The sequence below is a fragment of the Pseudomonas shirazensis genome, assembly GCF_014268785.2.
GTDB lineage: Bacteria > Pseudomonadota > Gammaproteobacteria > Pseudomonadales > Pseudomonadaceae > Aquipseudomonas > Aquipseudomonas shirazensis.
The window spans coordinates 1,293,386-1,316,821 of record NZ_JABWRD020000001.1 but is presented as its reverse complement, the minus strand read 5'-3'; the positions used below and the strand labels follow the sequence as shown (position 1 = coordinate 1,316,821).

The following is a 23,436-nucleotide window of genomic DNA, read 5'->3' as shown; positions in this document are numbered from 1 at the left end:
GCGTGTATTCTCAGAATTGCTTTTAATATTTCTCGAACCCCCTGAGGTTCATGAGGCGCAGCACCACCTGCAGCACGATTAACGCCCAAGCTTGGGCATGCCAGCCCCAGACTGACCAAAGTATGTTGCTGGCAACGAATTCAACTAGCGGGACTGGCAGCAATAAACGTCATGCACGTAGCTATTTCTGGAGAGGAGAGGCCACGGCGCAACCCCTAGGCTGCCCGGATGATCGACTCCTTTGAGCTCTGGCAATTCTCGCGGTCGGGCCTCAGTGGGTTAACATTGTGAATTTACGAAATGCGTAATCCTTCGATCGTTTCTATCAGTACCTCATATTGCACAGGCTTGGTCAGGTGCTGATCAAATCCGGATAAAGTAGAGGAAACCTTGTCACCATAGCCCGAAAGAGCGATGGCAGGCGTCTTCTGCAGATGGTTGATTTTGCGCAGTTCGCCAATCAGTTGATGCCCGTCCATACCCGGCATGCCAATATCCGAGATGATGACATCGTAGTGGGTAGCTTTGGCGTGCTCGACCACTTGCAAGGGATCATGAAATGCTGTGACCACAGCTTCTTCCATTTCAAGTAACTGTTTCGTGATGTCCACTATTTCGGTCGAGTCGTCGACGAGCAAAATCCTGAAGCCGTGCAACCGCGCAGCTTGCACCGGGTGCTGGGAAGGTCCATTGACCGATGACTGAGCACAGAGCGGCAAAGTGATCGTAAAGGTACAGCCGAGGCCGATACCTGCGGAAGTGGCCGCAACGCTCCCACCATGGGCTTCAACCAGCTGCCGAACCAAAGACAAGCCAATGCCAAGGCCTTCCCGCTTGTGCGTGGAATGCTGATGCGCGGCTTGACTGAACAGGTTGAATACACGATCCAGATCCTGTTTCGACAGTCCGACCCCGTTATCGACAAACTGTAGATTTACCGTGTCGTTGACTTGCTTGACAATGATTTGGATGACGGGATGCGCTGTGCAGAACTTGAGGGCATTATTGAGTAGATTCCAAATCACTTGTTCAAGGCGTGTGACATCGCCGTTAACCCAGCAGTCACCCCTGGCCTCAGGCTCGATCTCGAGCGTGATGTGGCCTTCAGGACACTCGCTGGAGGCGACGGCAAAAATTTCTTCTAGGATGGCCGTGATTTCAACCGGCTGCTTTTTGAGTTTCAGTTTGCCTGTGCGAATACGGGCGACGTCCAGCAAGTCGTCAATGATTCGCGCTTGGCTGGCAACCGCATCACTGATGGTTTTCACGGCCTTGCTGGCGCGCTCCGCTGCCCGAACTGCCGGTACGCGTCGCAAGATTTCAGCATTGAGCTGTATCAAGTTTAACGGGTGCTTCAGCTCATGAGACATCACAGCGAAAAATTCGTCCTTCATGTGACTGCTGGTCTGGGTTTCTTTAAGGATACGGCTTTGCTGTTCTTGCATGCGCTTGTGCCCAGTGAGGTCGCGGGCAATTTTTACATAACCGGAGAGTGAGTCGCTTGTCAAAGTGGCGACTTCGCCACTGCAGTAGAAGCGTTCGCCCCCTTTACGCACATGCCAACGCTCGTCTAGGCAGCGGCCCTCCAGGCGGGCCTTGCGCAGCTCCTCTGCCGGTACGCCGCTCGCGCGGTCTTCGGCGGAAAATATCAGCTCAAAGTACTTGCCGATAACTTCCTCTTTGACAAAACCAAAAATCATCTCTGCGCCCGTGTTCCAGTCGCTGATCATGCCGTGTTCGTCCATGACAATGATGGCGAAATCGTGGGTACTTTCCGCTACCAAGCGCATGCGTTCCTGCCCCAGTCGCAGACTTTCTTCAGCGGCGCGGCGCTTGGTAATATCGATGAACGTCAGGACCGTCCCATTGATCAGGTTTTCATTTGACCGGTACGGCAGCAAGCGGGCGATATACCAGCGCTGGTTGTTGCTGGGGACTTCGCGTTCGATGATATTCAACGTTTCAAAGACAGCCGCCGCATCGTCGGTAAGCTGCGGATAATCCAGCCGGTGGGTAATGTCGAGCAAGGAACGGCCCGTGTCGCTGGTCAACATGTTGAAAATGTCGGTGGTACGGGGCGTGAACCAGCGAATGCGCATGCTTTTATCGACAAAGATGGTCGCGATGTCGGTGGACGCTATCAAATTGCTAAGGTAGTCGTTGACTTTGTCGGTTTCTTCGACTTTGGTCTTCAGCTCGTAGTTGACGGTCAATAGTTCTTCATTGATCGACTGTAGCTCTTCCTTGCTGGTTTCCAATTCCTCCGTGGCTGAGCGCAGCTCTTCGTTGATGGCTTGGGCTTCCTCGTTCGAGGCTTTGAGTTCCTCACTCGAGACTTCCGACTGTTCAATGGTATCCTGAAGCTGCAGTTTGGTTTGATGCAGTTCCTTTTCCAGCACGGCCAAAGCATGATCGTCTGCGCTCGACGATGCCTCTCGCCGCTCAGGCGAAGACGGCGGGCCAGCCTGAAAGACGACCAGGAACACGTCATGATCGGTGGCTTCGTCGCGGTATGGCTCAATGAGCACCCGTACACGTTCGTCGCCGAGTGTCGCCACGCGCGAACTCGCCCGCTTACCGCTTTGCTGGGCCTGGTAAAGCGTTGTGCGCAACTCCAGACGCAGCGCAGGATCGATCAAATTGACCAGATTACGGTTAACTTCACCGGCGACATAACGCAGAAAGCGCCCCACCCCGTTATCCAGATGCAGAATATCCAAATTGCCGTCGACCACCAGGCTGGGCGGCTGGATGCTTTCCAGCGCCCGCCGATGGATATCGGCAAAGGAAATTTTCCCGGCACGCTTGGGCACCACTGGCACCGACTCATCGGTGCTGCTGCGCATATAGCCTGCGCGTGGAATGGTAGGTGAACGCCGTTCCGTACTGCTGAGTTTCGCGCGATAAATACGATTACGCTTATCAATGGCGACAAATAATTCAGGACACACATCGGCGGACTCGGATGAGCCCAGAAACAGGTAACCCCCGGTACGAAGCGCGAAATGGAACATCTGCAGGACTTCACGCTGAACCTCGCGGTCCAGATAGATCATCAGGTTGCGGCAGACAATCAAGTCGATTTGCGAGAAGGGCGGATCCGCCAGGATGTTGTGCTTGGCAAACAAAACGATATCGCGCACTTCCTTGTTGATCCGGTAATGCGATCCTTCCTTGACGAAGTAGTGGCGTAAACGGGTAGGTGGGACGTCGGTCAAAATGGCTTCGGAGAACTGCCCGGCACGGCCTTTGGCAATGGCGCGCTCATCCACGTCGGTGGCGAACAGTTGAATTTTGCGCTCGCTGCTTTCCAGCGACTGATGCTCCATTGCCAAGATCGCGAGGCTATAGGCTTCTTCACCGCTCGAACAACCTGCCGACCAGACGCGAACCTCTTCTCGCTGGGATGGGTTCTGAGGCTTTCGTGCGAAAATTTCGCCGAGAACGCTTCGTTCCAAGGCTTCAAACGCTTCGCGATCTCGGAAGAAATTGGTGACGCCAATCAACATGTCGCCTAGTAGGGCTTTGGCTTCTTCGGCATGCGCTTCAATGTAGTTGAGGTAGGCGGCCAGGTCAGCTTGCGTGGTCACCTGCAGGCGACGCTCGAGTCGCCTCAGCACTGTCGCGCGCTTGTAGTGTTTGAAATCATGCCCGGTACGGTTACGCAGCACAGCGAGTATTTGCCCCAGCAGTTGTTCATCGTCATATTCGGGGGAAACCGCGACGGCGTGGCAAGGCTGCACAGCATTGGAGGCAGGGAGTCGAATCGTTTGAGCGTTGCGCCACAGATCGAGTAGTTTTTGTGGCATCTCGGCAACTGGCAATATGACATCTACCAACTGCGTTTCGATTGCAGCCCGTGGCATGCCATCAAATTCCGCATCCTCCGGGTTTTGCACAAGCGTCACGCCGCCTTGCTCTTTGATTCGCGACAAACCCACCGCGCCGTCCGAACCGGTTCCCGAGAGCACCAAACAAAATGCACGGTGCTTGTGAACGTCTGCCAGGTCTCGAAAGAACAAATCGATGGCTACATGCGCCCCCTGAGGTCGGGTTGCAGCGCTGGCATGCAGGTAGCCATCGTTCATCGCCAATTGCCTGGCCGGCGACAACACGTACACGTGATTAGGCTTGATCTCGCAACGCCCGGTCACTTGTTGAACTGGCATTTTGGTGCTCGAAGCGAGGATTCTGTCAATGACGCTTTCGTGATCGGGTGAGAGATGGAGCACCACCACGAATGCCATACCGTTTTCGGCTGGCATATTCTCGAGAAATCTTTTGAGCGCTTGAATGCCACCGGCCGACGCGCCGATGCCAACCACTGGAAACGGCAGCTCGCTCGGCATTACGCCTTTGCGCTGCGGTAATGCGGTTTTGTTCTCGTCAGCGCTCATAGCAAGGTTCTCATCGGAAGGACAAAAGCGGCCAGTCTAGCTCAGCCCGACGCGCAAAAAACAGGCTTGTAAGGACGGCCCTTTGTTCAATCGCTGAACGTAAGCGTACGAACGTTATAATGCTCGTCGTTCGTGGCGGCCGGTGCCGGCGCCAAGGTGTGTGCAACGTCGTTGCTGGCCGGGGGCTCAGGGAAGTCCCTGTCGATAATAGCGAGGTGTTCTAATGCATCTGCATAACAGCGCAGCGCTGAAGCTTTCAGTCGTTTATAGCGTTCGAACTGCTCCGCATCCAATTGGGGGTGAGTCAATAGTTGTTCCGCTTCCTCGATGCGTCGATGCGCCTCGCCGAGCAGGCGTTGATTTTGCTCAAGCGCAAAGGCTCGGCATCGTTTCAGTTCATTCGCTTCATCAGGCTGCATCGCCGCGTTCTCCATATAATACCCTTTACCATGTGACTGGCTACGCATCAGCGGGGTGCTATGGAATGTGTTCGAAAATCTGAAACGTGTGAGCGCTTAACGCATCGATTTTTTCAACCGATAAGTTGCATATGGCTCGAGCATGCAACAGAAGCGAACAGGCAACTGAATATTCCCGAATCAGAGTCCGCAGGGACAGGTATCTGCTGCAGCCGTTTGTCCATTTTTTGGCACTCTGCCGAAGGGCAGGTGTTCAACCGTTCACCTAGAGCCTTTCAGGAGCAACGGTCATGCCTCGTGGAGACAAAGACAAATACACCGAGAAGCAAAAACGCAAAGCTGAACACATCGAAGAAAGCTATGAACACAAAGGCGTTTCCAAAGATGAAGCAGAGTCCCGCGCTTGGGCCACTGTCAATAAACAGTCCGGTGGCGGAGAGAAAAAGGGCGGTTCGGGCAAGCACACGCCGGCGAACGAGAAGAAAACCGCGCGCTCCGATTCGGCCAGGCGCGCAGCTAAAACCCGAGAGGGCCACGAGCGCACCTCGGGATCTTCGCTGCAAAGCCAGACCAAGGAAAGTCTGATGAAGGAAGCCCGCAGCAAAAACATCAAGGGGCGCTCAAGCATGTCCAAGGCGCAATTGATAGAGGCGCTGCAAAAACGCGGCTGAATCGCCAGCATGGGTTGCTGCAAGGAGTTTACATGACGGGCGCCGTTCGCTCACCGTGGTGGAGGCACGCTGTGATCTACCAGATTTATCCACGCTCGTTCGCCGACAGCGACGCCGATGGTGTGGGTGATATTCGCGGCATCTGCACCCGGCTCGACTACCTGCAGGCGTTGGGGGTCGATGCGTTATGGCTTTCTCCGATATTCCGCTCGCCTATGTGCGATGCGGGCTATGATATTTGCGATTACCTTGATGTCGACCCCTTGTTCGGGTCGCTTGATGACCTTGACTCGCTGATCGATCAAGCCCATCGACGTGGCCTGAAGATCATCCTCGACTTCGTTCCCAACCACACCTCAGATCAGCATCCGTGGTTCATGTCTTCACGTGCCAGCCGCGATAGCGACAAGCGTGACTGGTACATCTGGCGCGACCAACCCAATAACTGGCGCGCAGCCATTGGAGGCGGTAGCGCTTGGAGTTGGGATGAGCAAAGCCAACAATACTACCTGCATTTCTTTTTACCCCAGCAACCCGATCTGAACTGGCAAAACCCCCAGGTCGTCGCTGCCATGCATGAGGTTCTGCGCTTCTGGCTCGACCGTGGCGTGGACGGCTTTCGGGTGGATGTGGTGCATTGTATCGGCAAGGACCCCCACTTCGCCGACGACTCGCGCTGCCTGGCGGGTGAAGCGATGGTGCATATCAACGACCAGCCCTACAGCCACGAGATACTGCGAGGCTTGCGTCGGTTGGTCGACAGGTATAGCCCGGGGCGTGTGTTGATCGGTGAAGTCAACATACGCTCCACACGTCAGGTTGCCGCCTATTACGGTGCCAGTGACGAGCTGCATATGTCATTCAATTTTCCGCCGCTGGATGCCACCTGGGATCCGGTCATATTTCGTCTGTGTATCCGCGAAGTGGAAAGCGAGTTGGGTCCCTTGCAGGCTTGGCCGACGTGGGTGTTGTCCAATCATGACAACAGTCGCCACCGGACCCGTTATGGCGGCTCCGAGCTACGCGCCCGTGCAGCGGCAGTGCTCTTGCTGAGTTTGCGGGGCACGCCTTTCATCTACCAGGGTGAGGAACTCGGGCTGGAAGATGTGCTCGTCGACGCGCAGACGCGGGTCGACCCAGGCGGACGTGATGGCAGTCGGGCGCCGATTCCTTGGACGCTCCGCCCCCCGCACGGCTGGGCGGGAGGGTCGACCTGGCTGCCCTTTGCTCCCCAAGCAGGGGCGTCGTCGGTGCAGGCCCAGTCCGGGCGGGCAGGTTCGTTACTGGAGCTCTACCGTCGGTTGATTGCCTGCCGCCGCGCCAGCCTGGCGCTGACAACAGGCGCCTGGCAGGAATTACCTTCGCATCCGCAAGTGCTGGCCTATCGGCGCTGGTGTGATGACGACGAGCGCGTGGTGTGCATAAATTTCAGCGACACCGAACAGGTCTTTGCCCTCTCCGGGCAATGGCAAGTCCAGCTTGCCAGTGATAGGCAAGGTGAAGGCTGCCCGTTCACTGGGCGGCTGGCGGGCGAGCAGGCGGTCATTCTGTACAGAGGGCGTCATGACAACGAATTGGCATCTGACCACGATCATCTACCAGATTGATCCCTCGTTATTTCTTGACAGTGATGGCGACGGCTGTGGTGATCTGGGTGGCATTATCGAGAAGCTGGATTACCTGCAAGCGCTGGGGGTAGGTACGTTGTGGCTGACCCCCATCTACGAAGCCTGCTGGCGCGACGCCGGCTATGACGTGACCGACCATCGGGCGCTGGACAGGCGCTTCGGTAGTGAAACGCAGCTTCTTGAATTGGTGCACGAGGCCAAGCGACGAGGCATGCGTATCATCCTGGAACTGGTCATGCAGCACGTCTGCGACCAGCACCCTTGGTTCGTCGCAGCGCGCAACGACCGAAGCAGCCCATACCGCGATTATTTCATTTGGTCCGACACGCCTGTTGACGATGGCAATCAGCCGATCTTTCCTTCCGTCGAAGACAGCATCTGGCAGTGGGATGATCAGGCAGGTCAGTATTATCGTCATCTTTTCTACCGTTACCAGCCAGACTTGAACCTGCGCAATCGGCATGTAATCAGGGAAATCGAGCGCATCATGTCGCGTTGGCTGGCGTTGGGCATCGATGGTTTTCGCCTCGATGCCGCATCGCATATGGTCGAGCAGGCGGGCCGCGGCCGTGAGGGCGAAGGTGTCTGGTTGTTGCAGCGGCTGCATCGCTGGATCACCCGTATCAACCCAGAGGGTGTTCTGATGGGCGAGGTGGATGTCGAGCCTGAGCGTTTCCCGCATTATTTAGGTGATGGCCAGCGAATGAGTCTGGTGCTGGATTTCTGGCTCAACAATCATCTGTTCCTTGCCATGGCCAGGCAACACGCCGAACCGCTCTACCGGGCGATCGAGCAGAGGCCGCCAGCGCCCGAAAACGCTGGTTATGCGGTGTGGCTGCGTAACCATGATGAATTGGACCTGGAGCGGCTGAGCGAGCAAGAGCGTGCTGAAGTAATGCGCGTGTTCGCCCCTGAGGCGAACATGCGTGTGTATGGACGCGGAATCCGGCGTCGGCTGGCGCCAATGCTCCAAGGCAACATCGATCATCAGGCACTTGCCGTCGCGCTGCTGTTGTCATTGCCGGGGACGCCCATCCTGCGTTATGGCGATGAAATCGGAATGGGGGACGACCTCAACCTGCCCGAGCGTCTCTCGGTGCGCACGCCGATGCAATGGACGCAAGGGGGCAACGCAGGGTTCTCTTCTACCACTGGCGAACTGGCCGCGCCCCTCATCGACCAAGGGCCTTTTGCATATTCGATCATCAATGTGGCCGCCCAACTCCAGGCCAAGGAGTCACTCTATGCAAGGGTCAACGCTTTATTGCGCGTGCGCGCTGGCCTGCCGGAAATTGCCAGTCAGCCCATGCGGTTGGTCAGGGTTGACCACCCGGCCGTGTTTGCCATTGCCTACGGCGAGCAGGTCAACGTATTGATGGTCGCTAATCTGGGCGGCACGCGTGCCAAGGTAACGCTAGCACATCAAGGCTTGAAGCCGATCATGGCCGATGCCGAATATGCCGAATATGCCGAATATGCCGAATATGCCGAATACGCCGAATACGCCGAATACGCCGAATACGCCGAATACGCCGAATACGCCGAATCGCGACACGCCTCGCAAGAACTCAACCCTTATGGATACCGTTGGTTCAAACGCGTGCAGGGCGGGTCAGACCAATAAGCCGATCAATGCGGCGGTCAGGAACAGCGCCAGGATGGCGCCCCGCGCCGTCAAGGCCAACGCGCGGGTTCGCGCCCCGCGGGTGAAGCGTCCGGCGACCTCATGTAGTCCGCGTACCGGCTCGAACAAATTGTCTGCTTGAGCAGGTTGTTGCACTGGGCCTTCCATTTGACCGGTCCAGGCGTCCCGTGCCAGCTTGCGATCCAGCAGGGCGGGGAAGAAGAACGTGCCTACGATGGCACCTAGGGTGGGTAGGCCGACCCAGAGCTCGCGCGGTGGTGCATCGACCACACTTAGAATGGCCCGTGCCGCCACATAGGGATCATGGACAGGCGGAACAGGGCATACCCGCCTATTCAATTTATTGCATGCCCAATCGAACTGCGGTGTGTTGATGGCCGGTAGCTGTACCATGCACAGTTTGATCGCGCTGCGTTGATGAAGCAGCTCGCAGCGCAGCGCATCGGTAAACCCTCTTACCGCGAATTTTGCCCCGCAATAAGCGGCTTGCAGAGGTATTGCCCGATAGGCCAATGCCGAGCCAACCTGAATGATCAGGCCTCGATTACGCGGCCGCATGACAGTGAGCGCAGCCAGGGTGCCATGCACTGTGCCCAGATACGTAACGTCCGTGACCCGTTTGAGCTCGTCTGCTGCGAGCTGCTCTGCGGGCGAGAAAACCGTCACCATGGCTGAGTTGATCCAGATGGCAATGGGTCCAAGCTCGGCCTCCACGCGTCGGGCAGCTTCATCGAGCTCATGCGCATTGGCTACGTCCAGGCTGATAGCCAGCGTGCGCACGGGATAGACCTGCACATCTTCGACAGTTTGTGCCAAACCTTCGGTGCCCCGTGCAATCAGCGCCAAGGAATAGCCCGCCGCTGCAAACACAAGGGCAGTAGCGCGGCCGACGCCGGCGCTCGCCCCACAGATCACCACGACCGAACGATCACTGTTCATTCTGATTGCCTGAATTAACGGCTTCATTGCTGTAGAGACGCCTTGGCCGAAGGGGTTCAATGCACGGCTTCAACGCGTCGATGGGAGAGGGCGCTGATCAGCCCGCGCCAAGGCTCGGACTGATCAGCCATGCCAGCGTGAAACCAGGTCAGCATGCTGACCTGGCCTCAGTCACGCGAGGTCATTCACTTTTGCGACCACCACCGTGGCTGTGCTGGCCACCAACGCGGCCGGCTTCGGATGCACGTTCACGGTCATTGGCGAAGTTGCCGCCTGAAGCTTTCCCCCCTTTGCGCCCGGCCTCGGACGCCTTTTCCCGATCGTTTGCGAAATTGCCTGGGTTGTTTTGAGCAGTGCCGCCTTGATTGCCACGGTTACTTTGATTATTAGCCATGATCTTTCACCTCATGTCAGCACACAGGAAAGTCTGTGTTCAACTAGGACGGTAGGCGCGGCGCGATTGTCTCGGGTGATGTGGACATTTGCCGATGAGTTGCACTAAAGATAAAGTCGGCAATCTATGGCGCTCAAATGCTTTGGCATCAAGGTATTAGGCAACGTCAACACGCTTTTGACTTGAACCTGAGCTGTAGGGAACCAGTCCACCGTCATATAGATTGGTGAAGGAGGTGGGCATGTCCAAGCCAGGCAAGCTCAGGTCAAGAGCAACAGTGTTGTGCTTTCGCGGGGCCAGGGTGTTGCTGGTGCGCCGCAAATCGCGCAAATGGAATTTTCCAGGGGGCGGCGTCAAGCCGCACGAGGCCCCGTTGAATGCGGCCATTCGCGAACTCCAAGAGGAAACAGGCATTTGCCGTGAGCGCTTGGTCCCGCTGTGTACCCTTCGTGCGGGCGATATTGTTCATCACATCTTCACGATGCAGATCGATGAGCGAGACCACCCTGTGCCGCAAAACGAGATCGTGGCGTGTAAGTGGGTACAGCGCGAAAAATTGGCACCGTCACTGCTCAAGCCCGCTGCTGCCGCACTGCTGGCACGCGAGCTACCCGCACTGATCGCCTGACACGGCTCAAGGACTTGAGCGGCTGTTGGCATCGTTTGGCGTCGGGGACGCTGCAGGGCTATGCACATGCTGGCCGGTCGGGTCCGTGAGCTGAATGATATTGCCGTGCTCCCACCCGTTGCGTGATGAACAACGGGCGTTATCTTTCAGTGCGGTTGCGCAGCACCGCGTAGGCGCAGGCGCCCACCAGCAACGACACGGCGACACCCACTAATAGGGGGACTTTTTGCTGGCCTTCACGCCATCCGCCATGTACCTGGCGCTCGCCGCTTGGCGGGGCGAACAGGTTTCCCGATGAAACGCTGACGGCGGGGCTGTGGCTCAATCCGAGACGCGCCAGCCAGCCTGCCATGTGGCCAAGCCGTGGAACGATATAGCTGGCCAGGTGCGCTACGCGGGCTGCGCTTCCCACCGTCGTGGAAGCCCTCGGTGTGATCGCACAGTTCACCATTGCCTTGGCTACGCGCTCGGGGTCATAGATTGGCCCTGGCGGCTTGAGTGCATGCCCGATGTAGTTGCCACCGTCACGAAACCCCGGGGTATCCATCACGGCGGGATAGATATCGCAGACATGAATATCTGCAAACTCGGCGAGCTCGCCGCGCAGGGCTTCGGTCAGGCCGCGCAAGCCAAACTTGCTGGCGGAATACGCAGCCGCATAGGGTTGAGCGACCCAGCTTCCCAGCGACAAGGTATTGATCAAGATGCCGCTTCGCTGCGCCTTGAAGTAAGGCAAGGCTACATAGGCGCCGCGCAAGTAGCCGATCAGATCGGTCTGAATCACTTGCTCGTGGGCTTCAAGGGGTGTTTGGTCGAAACGCCCCACGGCACCCACGCCTGCATTGTTGATCCATATATCGATGCGGCCTTTGCCGAATTCGGCGGCGCGCGCTGCCAACGCTTGCATATCCGCGCTTCGGGTAACGTCAGTGCTCACCGCAACGGCATCGGTACCGCACTCGGTGCATTCATCGAGTACTTCGAACAGGGCGTTCTCATCGCGTGCAGCGAGGACCAGGCGTGCGCCTTTGCAGGCAAACGCATGCGCTGCAGCGCGGCCAATGCCACTGGATGCACCGGTGATAACCACCACTTTGCCACGCAGTGGTCCTGTGAACGTTTTGCCGTTTGGCTCGCTCAAGGGCTGATCAGCCTCCGGCAATTCATCGTCCACACTGGAAGCAGACATATCAGCCTCGATTCGCGTCAGTTCGAGTGACGTCCCGTCGACCAGCTTCAACGTGAGGTTTTCAATGCGACCGGCAACCCGATCGGGGAAAACCGGTTCGCCCTCGGCATTCAGGCTGTCATAGATAAACCGCTGCCCGTCGAGCCAGCCAACGGCGCTCAGCAGCTCGGGCCCCAGATAATATTTACCGTCCAGAAAAAAGCCTGCAAATTGATGCGCACGTGCAACGTTCTCGACGCAATAGCGTTCTCCTGGCTTCATACCCGTTGCTTTATCGATCATGGCTGACACCTCTGCCTGGTTTCAATGGGTTATGGCGTGGGCATTGCCCAGGCGCATCAGCCATCGGACTGCTCTTCGGGTGGCACCTGATCGTCAGGCCAATCGGGAGCCTGTTGGCCAGGGTCAGGTTTGGGCGCGGGTTCACCTGGGTTCTGAGGGACATCATCGATATACGGGTCGTGTTCGTTGGGGGCTTCCATGGGGTGGCTCCTGTGCAGTAGGTTTGCCTTCCATTAGGCAGCCGTCATGCTCTGGCTGTTCCATCTGATTGTTCGGCAATTCAACCCTTGCCGAGGTCCGGCAACTGATCGTAGTGTTTACCGGCCTGTTGATGGTGGTACTGATCGTCGGGTTGGTGTCTCTCTACCGGATTGCCGGGTCACTTGATCAAACGTGTGCAGTGGGCTTTTGATGAAGACAACGTAGGCCCCACGCTGTTTACCGCTGACGGCGTGTTCGTACTCGATGAATGACGGCAGCCGCTACGCCATGGTCGATGGACGCACTGAAGGAATCGGGCGTTCGGTTGCACATGAATGACTTCGGCACCGGTTACTCTTCGCTGGGCTATCTGAACCTAGCCGTTGGACAGCATTCAGTTCGACAAACGTTTCGTTCAATCCTTAGGCAAGAGTGCGAGTGCATGAAGTGCAAGGTTTCCTGCTCAGCAAACCGGTCGACATCGACACCCTGATACGGCTCATGCTCGCTCGACAGCCGAGAGCTGAAATGCCCCGATGCACTGATTAATGAAGCTACGGCTTATCTTGCCCGAATGTTTTGTGCCCAATATCTTCGAGCGTTTCGTCAGGGATCGCACAATTTCTTTCACCTTCAAGCCGTTGCTGCAGGTCATTAGTGAACACAGAACATCCTGTGTTAAACAACATGAGGTGAAAGATCATGGCTAACAACCAAGACAATGACCGTAACAACCAGGGCGGCAACGCCAACACCAACCCAGGCAACTTTGCCAATGATCGGGAGAAAGCATCCGAAGCAGGTCATAAAGGTGGCCAGATGTCGGGCGGCAATTTCAAGAACGATCCTGAGCGTGCATCCGAAGCAGGTCATAAAGGTGGCCAAATGTCGGGCGGCAATTTCAAGAACGATCCTGAACGTGCGTCCGAAGCGGGTCACAAAGGTGGTCAAGCATCAGGCGGCAACTTCAAGAACGACCCTGAGCGTGCCTCCGAAGCAGGCCAGAAAGGTGGCCAGGCCTCTGGTGGCAACTTTGCCAACGACCGGGAAAAAGCCTCGGAGGCAGGCCGCAAAGGCGGCCAGCACAGCCATGGCGGCGGGCGCAAGAGCGATGATGATCGCTGATCACCGTTGAATCGACCGGGGCGGCTCTGGCCGCCCCGGCGAGCTGATGAGGATTTTGCCAATGTTCATGCACAACAAGCGATTGCAATATACCGTGCGGGTCGCCGAGCCCAACCCTGGTCTGGCCAACCTGCTGCTGGAACAATTCGGTGGCCCGCAGGGCGAACTGGCTGCGGCCATGCGCTATTTCACCCAGGCGGTGACGGAGGACGACCCAGGGCGCAAGGACATGCTGTTCGACATTGCCACGGAAGAGTTGAGCCACTTGGAGATTATTGGCTCGATCGTGGTCATGCTCAACAAGGGGGCCAAGGGGCGCCTGGCCGAGGGGGTTGAAGCGGAAGGTGAGCTGTATCGCTCGCTGACCGGCGCCGGCAACGACTCGCATATCACCAGCTTGCTGTATGGCGGTGGTGCGGCCCTGGTGAACTCTGGCGGCATCCCTTGGACTGCCGCCTACATCGACACCATCGGCGAACCTACTGCCGACCTGCGTTCGAACATTGCCGCCGAGGCCAGGGCGAAGATAGTTTACGAGCGACTGATCAATGTCACTGATGACCCCGGTATCAAGGATGCCCTCGGCTTTTTGATGAGCCGGGAAATCGCCCACCAGATGTCGTTCGAAAAGGCCCTGCACTCGATTCAACCGAACTTCCCGCAGGGCAAGCTGCCCGGTGATCCGGCCTTCAACCGCACCTACTTCAATATGTCTGATGGGGCAGAAGTGCGGGGGTCGTGGAACGAGGGACCGGATTGGAATTACGTCGACCAGCCCGAACCTGCCGTGGATGGCGGCGATGGCATGGCAAGTGTTCAGCTTGACCAGGCTTCGGCTGCGGCTGCCGATGCCATGAAAGTCAGAACTCAATCCAATCCCGAAGCACAACCCTTGACCGGCGCTGAACTGGGCAAGGTCAACGGCGACCAGCCGGCCTGAAAATACCCGCAGCGGAAAGTGTCCGCTGCGGGCCTCATTCTAGCGTTTGGCCTCGGTGTCCGGGTTGGCAGACCGGGCCAGGAACGCCCGGGTAATTTCCGGCAGGTGATCCTTGAGCCACTGAGCCATCGCTTCTTCTTCCTTGAGTATGGACCTGCAGGCTTGCGCGGTGGCGGTGTCACCGGCCGCTTCGGCCGCCTCTATCAATACCGTGTACGACGCGATCTCCATGTTTTCGAATACGTAGCCAGACATGGCGCCCTTGACCACTTCATCGCTCATGACCATGCCACCGACAGCCTGGCCGAACGCCATGAGCTTGCCGGCAAGGTCTTTGAGCGTCGAAGTGCTGCCCCCCAATCGCTCGATGCATTCGAGCAGCAGGCGTTGTTGCCCTTGGGTTTCTTCGATGTGCTGAACGATACGTCCCTTGAGCTCCGGATAATGTTCGAGACGTTCGGCCTGGCCCTTGAGCATGCTCTCGGCCTGTTGCTCCATGGCATGTGCGTCGCGCAGCCAGTCCAGCAGATTGTCTTGTACCGTTGTCATTTCAAGTACCTCACTTCCAGTGATGGGTACAGTTGGGAAAACGTCAGTGCTGTAATGATCGATTGAAACGACAGATGGCACCCAAAGCATCAAATTATAGCCAGTCGTCAGCCATGCTGAACGCCAACGCTCCAGCCTGAATCAACCCAATGAGTCGTCCCCGTCTGCAAGCCTCGGAGAACCCAGCGATGGCCAAGTACCTGTATTTGATCAGCTACATCCTCGACAACCAGCCCGGCACTTGCGAATTTCGCAGCGACGAAGAAGACCTTAGCCGGGAGGCTGCCCGCGAGTACCTGCAAGGCTTGCACCGCAACGAAGCGTCCTCTTTCACGGACGTACAAGTGCAGCGGCAGAAACACGATCATGAACCGGGCACGTCGCCCGGCCATTATCAACAGCCTTGAATCAGGCCGCGGGCAAGGGGGCGAGATGCCCCCTCATGCCCTTGTTCAAGCGCCTCTGAGGCCTCGCTCTTCACGGCCTTCCCTCAGCCGGTTGGCTTCCTCTGGCAAGGCGGTGACTTTGATTGCGCGTACCGGCACGGCGAATTTGGCCCCTACCGTGGAGAAGCGCTCCAGTAGCCGAAAATTGATGGCCTGCTGAATATCCATGTACAGGTTGTAGCCTGGGTCCTTGACGATATAGACACATTCGAACTCCAGCGCTTCCTTGCCGAAGCCGCGCAGATGTGCGCGGTCGAAGCGTACCTGCTGTTGGTCTTTGATGGCTTCTTCCACGATGGCCGGCGCTTTTTTCACCGCCTCGGTAGGCGTGTCATAAGAGAGGCCGAATTCAAACACGATCCGCCGTTCTTGCAGGCGCTTGTAGTTCTGGATCGTGCTGCTGATCATGCTGGCGTTGGCCATCACGATCTGCTCGCCACCGAGGCTACGGATGCGCGTGGTTTTAAGGCCAACGTGTTCGACGGTGCCAGCCAGCGGTCCGATGACGATGAAGTCCCCGACTTCGAAGGGCTTGTCCACCGCAATCGACAGCGAGGCGAACAGATCGCCGAGGATGTTTTGCACGGCCAAGGCAACCGCGATGCCGCCCACGCCCAGACTGGCGACAAAGGCGGTAATGTTCACCCCCAGGTTCGACAGCATTGCCAGCAGCACCACGGACCATAGCAGCACCCGCGCGCCCCAGGCCGAAAGGGTGGCCAACGCACTGCCTTGGTTCAGGCCGGTGGCATTGTGGCGGGCGAAATAGCGGCTCAACCCCAGGCCAATGGCGCGGTTGGCCCACAGGCCGATCTGCAAGGCGGCAACCACGAACCACAGGCTGCTGACCCGAGTCAGCCAGCGCTCTGGCAGGTCGAGCATGCTCAGGCCCACCAACAACGAGGCGAGGAACAGCAAAGAGTTGCTGGTGCCTGACAATACCTTGGCCAATACCTGGCTCAACGCGCCATCGTGCTCGGACCAGCGCCGGACCCGACGCAACAGAAAACTGATGGCAGCGCGGGCCACCAGAAACGTAAGCAGTGCCACGCACAGTGCTACAAGCACATTGAGAATGGAGATACCGAATACGGTGGTGTCGGTGAACAATGCAATGAGTCGATCATTCATTGGCGGTTAGCCTCCTTGGTTGCCCTGGATTGATAAGCAGGTCAATGTGCTTGGACGTCAATGAGGCGCCGCAGGTCGATCGGATTTCACAAACCCAGCATGTTGTAATGCACGTAGTACATGATCCACAGCGAGAGCCCCACCAGCAGCACGATGATCACGACGGTAAACACCAAGGCTACCAAGCTCCAGCGTTGCTCACGGGCGGTAGTCAGGTGCAGGAAGAACACCATGTGCACGAGGATCTGGATCACTGCGCAGATCAATATCAGCAAGAAGGTGACACTGCGCGAGAGGCTGGGATACAGGGCCAGTGCGAACGGAATCAGCGTCAACAATGCGGCCAGCACGAAGCCAATGTTGTAGGTCTTGTGGCTGGATTGGCTGGCGCCGGCACTGCTGTGAACCTGGCTTTCGCTGCTCATCAGATCACCCCGAACAGGTAGACGACGGTAAATACACACACCCACACGATGTCGAGAAAGTGCCAGAACAGGCTCAGGCAGCTAAGCCGTGTGGAGTTGACGCAGCACAGGCCGCGCTGTTGCACTTGAATCATCAGCAGGGCCATCCACACCAAGCCAACCAGCACATGCAGGCCGTGGGTACCGACCAGCGTGAAGAACCCGGTGAGGAATGCGCTGCGTTGCGGGCCGTAGCCTTCGGCGATCAAGTGATGGAACTCGTTGATCTCCATGGCGAGGAACCCCAGGCCTAGCACAAAGGTGATGCCCAGCCACTGCAGCACTCGACGCTTGTCTTTGCGATGGTTGGCCAGCATGGCGTAGCCATACGTAATGCTGCTGAACAGCAATAGAAAGGTTTCTGCAAGCACGTAGGGCAGTTCGAAGATGTCCGCCGCGCTGGGACCACCGGCCACCGCCTGGCCCAGTACGGCATAGGTGGCGAACAAGGTGGCGAACAAAATGCAGTCGGTCATCAGGTAAATCCAGAAGCCGAACAGGCTCAGAGAGCCGGCATCCTCGTAACCGTGCTCCTGCTGATGGACAGACTCATTCAGAACGATATGCGACATGGTTCTGGCCTCCGCCATCAGTTGGCGCCGTTCGGTTTCTACGCGTTCGACTTCCTCGGCCGTGACGTAGTACTCGGTATGCTGGTCGTAGCTACGTACGACCAAAACTGCGACTGTGGCAAGCAGGCTGGTAATCACCAGCCACCAGATGTGCCACACCAACGCGAAGCCCAGGACAGTGCTGAGCACGCCGATCACCACGCCCAGGCTGGTATTGCAGGGCATGTGAATCTTGCGGAAATCCGCCTCGATCAATGTCTTGACGCCACGCTCCTTCATTCCCCAGTACGCGTCGATACCGTGGACCACCGGCTGCTCGGCGAAGTTGTAGAACGGCGGCGGCGACGCGGTAGCCCATTCCAGTGTGCGTCCGTCCCATGGGTCACCGGTGTGGTCGCGGTTTTCGTGGCGCTTGCGAATGCTCACGACCAGTTGCATGACCTGGCAGGCCACGCCACAGAGGATGATCAGCACACCAACCATTTCCAGTAACAGGAAGGGGCGCCATTCCGGCACGTTGAAGTGGTTCAGGCGCCGGGTCATGCCCATGAAACCGAGGAAGTAGGAGGGCATGAAGGCAAAGTAGAAGCCGGCCAGCCAGCACCAGAACGCTGCGCGGCCCAGCGGGTCATAGAGCTTGAAACCAAAGGCCTTGGGGAACCAGTAGGTGAGGCCGCAGAGGTAACCGAATACTGCTCCCCCAATGATCACGTTATGGAAATGCGCAATCAGAAACAGGCTGTTGTGCAGCAAGAAGTCGGCGCCCGGCACGGCCAGCAGTACACCGGTCATACCGCCAATGCTGAAGGTGACGATGAAACCTACGGTCCACAACATCGGCGTTTCAAAACGGACCCGACCGCGGTACATGGTAAACAGCCAAGTGAAGATTTTTACCCCGGTGGGCACGGCAATGATCATGGTCATGATGCCGAAGAAGGCGTTCACGTTCGGCCCTGCGCCCATGGTGAAGAAGTGGTGCACCCAGACGATGAACGACAGCACGGTGATCACGATGGTCGCCCACACCAGTGAGTGGTAGCCGAACAGGCGCTTGCGTGAAAACGTCGACGCCACTTCCGAGAAGATGCCGAAGGCTGGCAGAATCAGAATGTAAACCTCCGGGTGACCCCAGGCCCAGATGAGGTTGATGTACATCATCGGGTTGCCGCCCATCTCGTTGGTGAAGAAATGCATGCCCAAGTAGCGGTCCAGGCTAAGCATGAACAAGGTGGCGGTAAGGATCGGGAAGGCTGCCAGAATCAGGATCGACGTACACAGCACCGTCCAGGTGAATACCGGCATGCGAAACAGTGTCATGCCGGTCGTGCGCATTTTGAGAACAGTGACGAAGAAGTTCAGCCCCGTCAGCAAAGTGCCTATGCCGGATATTTGCAGTGACCAGATGTAATAGTCGACCCCCACCCCAGGGCTGTAACCGATGCCCGATAGCGGCGGGTAGGCGACCCAGCCGGTGCGGGCGAACTCACCAATACCGAGCGAGATATTCACCAGCAAGGCGCCCGAGACGAACAGCCAGAAGCTCACTGCGTTGAGGAACGGATAAGCCACATCACGCGCGCCGATCTGCAGCGGCACCACGATGTTCATCAGGCCGACCACAAACGGCATGGCCATGAAAAAAATCATGATCACGCCATGGGCGGTAAAAATCTGGTCGTAGTGTTCCGGCGGTAGATAGCCGGGTGAGCCATCCGATGCCATCGCTTGCTGCGTGCGCATCATCAACGCGTCGGCGAAACCGCGCAGCAACATCACCAGGGCGACAACGATGTACATCACACCGATGCGCTTGTGATCGACTGAAGTGAACCACTCCTTCCAAAGGTACGTCCATTTGCGCTTGTAGGTGATGGCACCGACCCCGCCAATGCCGATCAGACCGACCACGGCGAGGGTATACATGATGATGGGCTCGTCGAGGGGGATGGCGTCCCAGCTCAATTTTCCGAACATGTGCGTTACTCCTTGCTGCCTTGCGGCGTTTCACCTTGCGGGTCGCTCAAACGCCGCTCGACCTCGCGAGAACGGTTGACGCCCTGATACTTGTCGATGAGTGACTGGAACAGCTGAGGGGTGACCGCAGCGTAATGCTCCACCGGGTGAGCGACGCTCGGTTTGGCCAGCCGGGCATAGCCGTCCGGGTCGAGCTGACGTTCTGAGCTGCGTACTTTGGCGACCCAGGCATCGAAGCCAGCCTGGTCAAGCGCCAGCGCCTTGAAGTGCATGTCCGAGAACCCTGGGCCATTGTAGTTGGCGGCGATGCCGGTGTAGGTGCCTGGGTGATTGGCGATCAGGTGCAACTGCGTCTGCATGCCAGCCATGGCGTAAATCTGGCCGCCCAGTGCAGGGATGAAGAACGAGGTGATGGCGCCATCAGCGGTCACGCGAAAGTCCACAGGCGTATCCACGGGCATTGCCAGTTCATTGACGGACGCAATGCCGAGTTCGGGGTAGACGAACAGCCACTTCCAATCGGTGGCGATCACCTGGACTTTGACCGACGGCTTGTCGGATTCGAGCGGTCGATACGGGTCCAGAGCATGGGTAGAGCGCCAGGTCACGATACCGAGCACGATGATGATGACCAGTGGCACACCCCACACCACCGCTTCGATGGCCCGAGAATGGCTCCACTCCGGGGTGTAGCGGGCCTTCTCATTGGAGGACCGGTAGTGCACCGAGAAGACCAACGCCATGATCATGACCGGGACCACCACAATCAGCATCAGCAGCGTGGCCAGGATTATCAGGTTGCGTTGTTCCAACCCCACCTGGCCTTTGGGGTTGAACAACACCATGTCGCAGCCCGCCACCTGCAACATGACGAGCCCCAGCAGCATCAGCCCGAGCAGCCGGGTGCCCTTTGTGGATACGTTTGCCATGTCCTTGTCCCGTAAATGTTGGCGAATGTTTTGGCTTGTTCATTTAGAAGGATGAGCAGGGCAGGAAGGTTGACTGCAATTCGCCCATAGACGACGAATGGCAATCATCCAAAAAGAACGCTTTGCACAAGCCGGCAGGCTGTTCAACGTGGAAGTACCCAAAAAACTGCAAGTCGTAGCGCTTTCGTTCCGCCACGCGAATGCGACGCTACAGGTGCGATGACCGGTCAGTCAGAATCGCTGAATTTTTTTGCGTTCGTTCGCTCCATTAGCCTGAATCAATGGAGGAGATTCCTATGGCAGAACCGCAGCTTTACGTAATCGAGTATGAGCTACATGGAGAATTCCGGACCTTCATCATCCGGCTTGAGCGGATGAACAACACCGAGGCCTGGCACTGGGCAAGCTGCGATGCGGGGGTGGGGATCATTCCCAGATTTGGCCAGCACAATCTAAAGAAGGTCAGCCGGCCCATGGCGGAACGGTATGGCATTTCCGATGTACGTTGGCGGGCGTCAGGCCAAGGGGCCGAGTTTGTCGCTCCGCCTATCGATGTCAAGAAGTTCTCGAACAGCGGCACGAGCAACGCATAAGGCCGTCGGTAGCACGAAAACGCCAGGGATAATCCGTCCTGGCGTTTTAAAAACCGAGGTGGGAGCGGTATGTCGCGAGGCGCTTGGGCGTACTGTGAAGACGTTCATAGTATCTCAGCAGCCTTCGAAGAAACCCGGTGATACTTTAGGAGACACGACATGCCTGCACGTAAGACAGTTGACGACCTGTTTATCCATGAGCTTTCTAGGCGCAAGCCAGAAGAACTAAGGAAAGCCTGGTGAGAGCTAAATGAAGGGATTTACTCGACGGGTATGATCGATATCTTTCCGTTGCGCTCCACAATGGCAAATTTGATCTGCTCGATTTTTTCAACTCCTTGGCTATCACGTGCCGATTCGAGGATGTCGTCTTCCGTCAGACGTGCTCTGCGCATGCGGTGGTGCAGAAAACGTCCGTGCTCGACGACCAGCGTTGCATGGCCATCCAGAAGCCGCGCTAATGGTTTGGAATTCAGCTTGGCGAGCGACAGGCCCACATCCAGGACGATCAGCGTCGCGATGACCAGCATGGCGTTGGTAAAGGAAAAGTCATCACCCAGCAACGCCTGCTGGGTCGCCTCGCCGATAATCAGCAACAGCACGAAGTCAAAGGTTGTCAGGTCCGCCAGAGAGCGTCTTCCAGCGATGCGAAACAACAGCATCAATGCGATGTACATGCCTGCGGCGCGAAGGATCGAATCCATGAATGGCTCCTAAGGAAACAGGAAGGTGGAGAAGTGGACTGCACTGGATGGACCTGCCCTGACCACGCCTTCAAGCGTGCCCACATACTCGCTGCGCAACGTCAGGTAAAGAGTGGCAACCCCATCGTCGCTGGTACCCAGCTCAAGCAAGATAGCCTTGCCTTGTGAGAGCGACGCTTGCGGTTCAGGCTGAATGGTTTCAATGCTGGCTTTGCTCAGCAGCGAACCGTCGAGTTCCAACATGATTGGTTTACGGGCGCTACCGCGCACAGTAATACGCAAGTTGTCAGTCGTTCCGCTTCGGCTGAGCCGTTGATATTCGACATGCAGCCGGCCATCCGCGCTGATGGTCTGGGCATTACTGAGAGGGCCATTGCCGAAGAGGCCGGCCAATCCAAGCAATACAATGACCACCAGCAGATACCAACCCACGCGTTCGAAGCGCCAGACGCGCTGCTGCATGGCCATGTCTTCCTGGACGGGTAGACTTCTTGAAACCAGTTCATCATTCGCCATGGCCATTTCCTCAAGCGCACTCACTGCGGGAAAGTCCTGAGGCCCGCAATAGCGAGCCTCAGCACCACGCTTACAGGATGGGTTTTCCTCCGGTCACAGCATAGCGCGAACCGGAAATGTAGCTGGCTTCATCCGATGCCAGCAAGACGTAGATCGGTGCGACTTCAACCGGTTGGCCAGGACGACCCATCGGGTAGCTCGCGCCGAAGTTCCTGACGGCTTCATCTGGCATGGTGGCAGGAATCAGCGGTGTCCAGATCGGACCGGGTGCCACGCTGTTGACCCGTATGCCTTTCTTGCCCAGCAGTTGGGCGAGGCCTGCGGTGAAATTGGCAATCGCACCTTTTGTGGCGGCATATGCCAACAGGCTGGGTGACGGGTCGTCAGAGTTGACCGAGCTGGTGTTGATGATCGAGCCGCCTTTTGGCATCGAGGGCAGCGCACGCTGGCAAATGCGGAAAATGGCGGTGATGTTGGTATCGAAGGTCTTCACCCACTCATCGTCGTCAATCTCGTCCAGGCTCTCATGAGCCATCTGGAAAGCGGCGTTGTTGACCAGAATATCGATACGACCGAACTGCGCCACGGTCTTGTCGACAATGTCGTAGCACTGTTGTTTCTGCGCCAGATCGCCGGGAAGCAGCAGGCACTGACGGCCAGCAGCTTCAACCCAGCGCGCAGTCTCTTGCGCATCTTCGTGCTCATGCAGATAGGAAACGGCAACGTCTGCGCCCTCACGGGCATACGCAATGGCCACAGCCCGGCCGATGCCGCTGTCGGCACCCGTGATCAATGCGACTTTACCTTCAAGCCGGTTGTTACCGGCATAGGTCTGTTCACCACAGTCTGGATAAGGCTCCATCTTGCGCTGTGAACCTGGCACGGTTTGCGGTTGGGATGGAAATGGAGGAGTAGGGTAGTCGCTCATGGTGGGAAGCTCCTGCAGTTAAGAACACTCACCTCAGTTCGAAAGGTTGGAGAAGCCACTGTTGAACTGAATGAGTAAGTGATGAGCACGCTCGACATTTACCACACGATAGCGTTCGCCGTTTTTCATGCCTGTCGCTTGGTCAATCATTTTCTCAACCCCTTAGGTC

The 23,436-nt window shown here is 57.3% G+C and carries 21 protein-coding genes and 3 pseudogenes; 9 read left to right on the top strand and 15 right to left on the bottom strand.

Features of this window, described 5'->3' with window-relative positions; translation table 11 throughout:
• Positions 1–293 precede the first annotated feature (293 nt).
• Together HU736_RS05660 and HU736_RS05655 are read right to left on the bottom strand one after the other, a co-directional pair.
• The gene (locus HU736_RS05660; RefSeq protein ID WP_186700970.1) at positions 294–4,397 is read right to left on the bottom strand and encodes a CheR family methyltransferase; all 4,104 of its coding nucleotides are present in this window, start codon (positions 4,395–4,397) and stop codon (positions 294–296) included.
• An 86-nt stretch (positions 4,398–4,483) separates the two neighbouring features.
• Positions 4,484–4,816 carry a hypothetical protein gene (locus tag HU736_RS05655; RefSeq protein ID WP_186700971.1) on the bottom strand — a complete coding sequence of 111 codons (333 nt, stop codon included), beginning with the start codon at positions 4,814–4,816 and terminating at the stop codon, positions 4,484–4,486.
• Between the two features lie 290 nt (positions 4,817–5,106).
• Between HU736_RS05655 and HU736_RS05650 the strand changes: the two genes are divergently transcribed.
• The 3 genes from HU736_RS05650 to HU736_RS05640 are packed head-to-tail and all read left to right on the top strand — an operon-like array spanning position 5,107 to position 8,739.
• Positions 5,107–5,487, top strand: coding sequence for a termination factor Rho (locus HU736_RS05650; RefSeq protein WP_186700972.1), 381 nt, complete (start codon positions 5,107–5,109; stop codon positions 5,485–5,487).
• 32 nt (positions 5,488–5,519) lie between these two features.
• Complete coding sequence (locus HU736_RS05645) at positions 5,520–7,094, top strand: alpha-amylase family glycosyl hydrolase (RefSeq protein ID WP_186700973.1); 1,575 nt, start codon at positions 5,520–5,522, stop codon at positions 7,092–7,094.
• Complete coding sequence (locus HU736_RS05640) at positions 7,051–8,739, top strand: alpha-amylase family glycosyl hydrolase (protein ID WP_186700974.1); 1,689 nt, start codon at positions 7,051–7,053, stop codon at positions 8,737–8,739. The genes HU736_RS05645 and HU736_RS05640 overlap by 44 nt, the downstream gene beginning before the upstream one ends.
• Here the strand turns inward: HU736_RS05640 and HU736_RS05635 are convergent.
• A complete protein-coding gene (locus HU736_RS05635) occupies positions 8,728–9,726 on the bottom strand; it encodes an SDR family oxidoreductase (RefSeq protein WP_411564744.1) in 999 nt (332 codons plus the stop codon). The genes HU736_RS05640 and HU736_RS05635 overlap by 12 nt on opposite strands.
• Before the next feature lie 154 nt (positions 9,727–9,880).
• A pseudogene (locus HU736_RS05630) lies at positions 9,881–10,069 on the bottom strand (con-10 family general stress protein); the annotation flags it as partial.
• A 265-nt stretch (positions 10,070–10,334) separates the two neighbouring features.
• On the opposite strand from HU736_RS05630, the gene HU736_RS05625 reads away from it, so the two are divergent.
• Complete coding sequence (locus tag HU736_RS05625) at positions 10,335–10,721, top strand: NUDIX domain-containing protein (protein WP_103437554.1); 387 nt, start codon at positions 10,335–10,337, stop codon at positions 10,719–10,721.
• A 139-nt stretch (positions 10,722–10,860) separates the two neighbouring features.
• Here HU736_RS05625 and HU736_RS05620 read toward each other — a convergent pair whose 3' ends face one another.
• Positions 10,861–12,192, bottom strand: coding sequence for an SDR family oxidoreductase (locus HU736_RS05620; RefSeq protein WP_186700975.1), 1,332 nt, complete (start codon positions 12,190–12,192; stop codon positions 10,861–10,863).
• Between the two features lie 56 nt (positions 12,193–12,248).
• Complete coding sequence (locus tag HU736_RS05615; RefSeq protein WP_181003803.1) at positions 12,249–12,392, bottom strand: hypothetical protein; 144 nt, start codon at positions 12,390–12,392, stop codon at positions 12,249–12,251.
• A gap of 293 nt (positions 12,393–12,685) precedes the next feature.
• Here HU736_RS05615 and HU736_RS22145 point away from each other — a divergent pair.
• From HU736_RS22145 to HU736_RS05605, 3 genes and pseudogenes are all read left to right on the top strand, one after another.
• Positions 12,686–12,833 (top strand): annotated as a pseudogene (locus HU736_RS22145) (EAL domain-containing protein); the annotation flags it as partial.
• Between the two features lie 262 nt (positions 12,834–13,095).
• Positions 13,096–13,518 (top strand): con-10 family general stress protein, encoded by a 423-nt coding sequence (locus tag HU736_RS05610; protein WP_186700976.1) that lies wholly within the window; start codon positions 13,096–13,098, stop codon positions 13,516–13,518.
• Positions 13,519–13,579: 61 nt separating this feature from the next.
• Positions 13,580–14,458 (top strand): manganese catalase family protein, encoded by an 879-nt coding sequence (locus tag HU736_RS05605; protein WP_103437551.1) that lies wholly within the window; start codon positions 13,580–13,582, stop codon positions 14,456–14,458.
• 39 nt (positions 14,459–14,497) lie between these two features.
• Here HU736_RS05605 and HU736_RS05600 read toward each other — a convergent pair whose 3' ends face one another.
• Entirely contained in the window at positions 14,498–15,007 is a 510-nt protein-coding gene (locus tag HU736_RS05600; protein ID WP_103437550.1) for a ferritin-like domain-containing protein, read from the bottom strand.
• A 188-nt stretch (positions 15,008–15,195) separates the two neighbouring features.
• Between HU736_RS05600 and HU736_RS05595 the strand changes: the two genes are divergently transcribed.
• Entirely contained in the window at positions 15,196–15,414 is a 219-nt protein-coding gene (locus HU736_RS05595) for a hypothetical protein (RefSeq protein ID WP_103437549.1), read from the top strand.
• Positions 15,415–15,459: 45 nt separating this feature from the next.
• Here the strand turns inward: HU736_RS05595 and HU736_RS05590 are convergent, their stop codons facing one another.
• From HU736_RS05590 to cyoA, 5 genes and pseudogenes are all read right to left on the bottom strand, one after another.
• Positions 15,460–16,584, bottom strand: a complete 1,125-nt coding sequence (locus HU736_RS05590; protein ID WP_186700977.1) for a mechanosensitive ion channel family protein — start codon at positions 16,582–16,584, stop codon at positions 15,460–15,462.
• 86 nt (positions 16,585–16,670) lie between these two features.
• Positions 16,671–17,009 carry a cytochrome o ubiquinol oxidase subunit IV gene (gene cyoD, locus HU736_RS05585; RefSeq protein ID WP_103437547.1) on the bottom strand — a complete coding sequence of 113 codons (339 nt, stop codon included), beginning with the start codon at positions 17,007–17,009 and terminating at the stop codon, positions 16,671–16,673.
• Positions 17,009–17,620, bottom strand: coding sequence for a cytochrome o ubiquinol oxidase subunit III (gene cyoC / locus HU736_RS21775; RefSeq protein ID WP_103437546.1), 612 nt, complete (start codon positions 17,618–17,620; stop codon positions 17,009–17,011). Before cyoC ends, cyoD begins: the two co-directional genes overlap by 1 nt.
• Before the next feature lie 6 nt (positions 17,621–17,626).
• A pseudogene (gene cyoB / locus HU736_RS05580) lies at positions 17,627–19,597 on the bottom strand (cytochrome o ubiquinol oxidase subunit I); the annotation flags it as partial.
• Between the two features lie 5 nt (positions 19,598–19,602).
• Positions 19,603–20,526 carry a ubiquinol oxidase subunit II gene (cyoA, locus tag HU736_RS05575; protein ID WP_103437544.1) on the bottom strand — a complete coding sequence of 308 codons (924 nt, stop codon included), beginning with the start codon at positions 20,524–20,526 and terminating at the stop codon, positions 19,603–19,605.
• Between the two features lie 296 nt (positions 20,527–20,822).
• On the opposite strand from cyoA, the gene HU736_RS05570 reads away from it, so the two are divergent.
• Entirely contained in the window at positions 20,823–21,119 is a 297-nt protein-coding gene (locus tag HU736_RS05570) for a DUF6555 family protein (protein WP_103437543.1), read from the top strand.
• 260 nt (positions 21,120–21,379) lie between these two features.
• On the opposite strand, the gene HU736_RS05565 is transcribed toward HU736_RS05570, so the two are convergent.
• From HU736_RS05565 to HU736_RS05555, 3 genes are all read right to left on the bottom strand, one after another.
• On the bottom strand, positions 21,380–21,823 hold the full coding sequence (locus HU736_RS05565; protein ID WP_186700979.1) for a DUF421 domain-containing protein: 444 nt from the start codon (positions 21,821–21,823) through the stop codon (positions 21,380–21,382).
• A gap of 9 nt (positions 21,824–21,832) precedes the next feature.
• Positions 21,833–22,339: a hypothetical protein gene (locus tag HU736_RS05560; protein WP_186700980.1), complete on the bottom strand. Its 507-nt coding sequence runs from the start codon at positions 22,337–22,339 to the stop codon at positions 21,833–21,835.
• A gap of 70 nt (positions 22,340–22,409) precedes the next feature.
• Complete coding sequence (locus HU736_RS05555) at positions 22,410–23,267, bottom strand: glucose 1-dehydrogenase (protein WP_186700981.1); 858 nt, start codon at positions 23,265–23,267, stop codon at positions 22,410–22,412.
• Between the last annotated feature and the right edge of the window lie 169 nt (positions 23,268–23,436).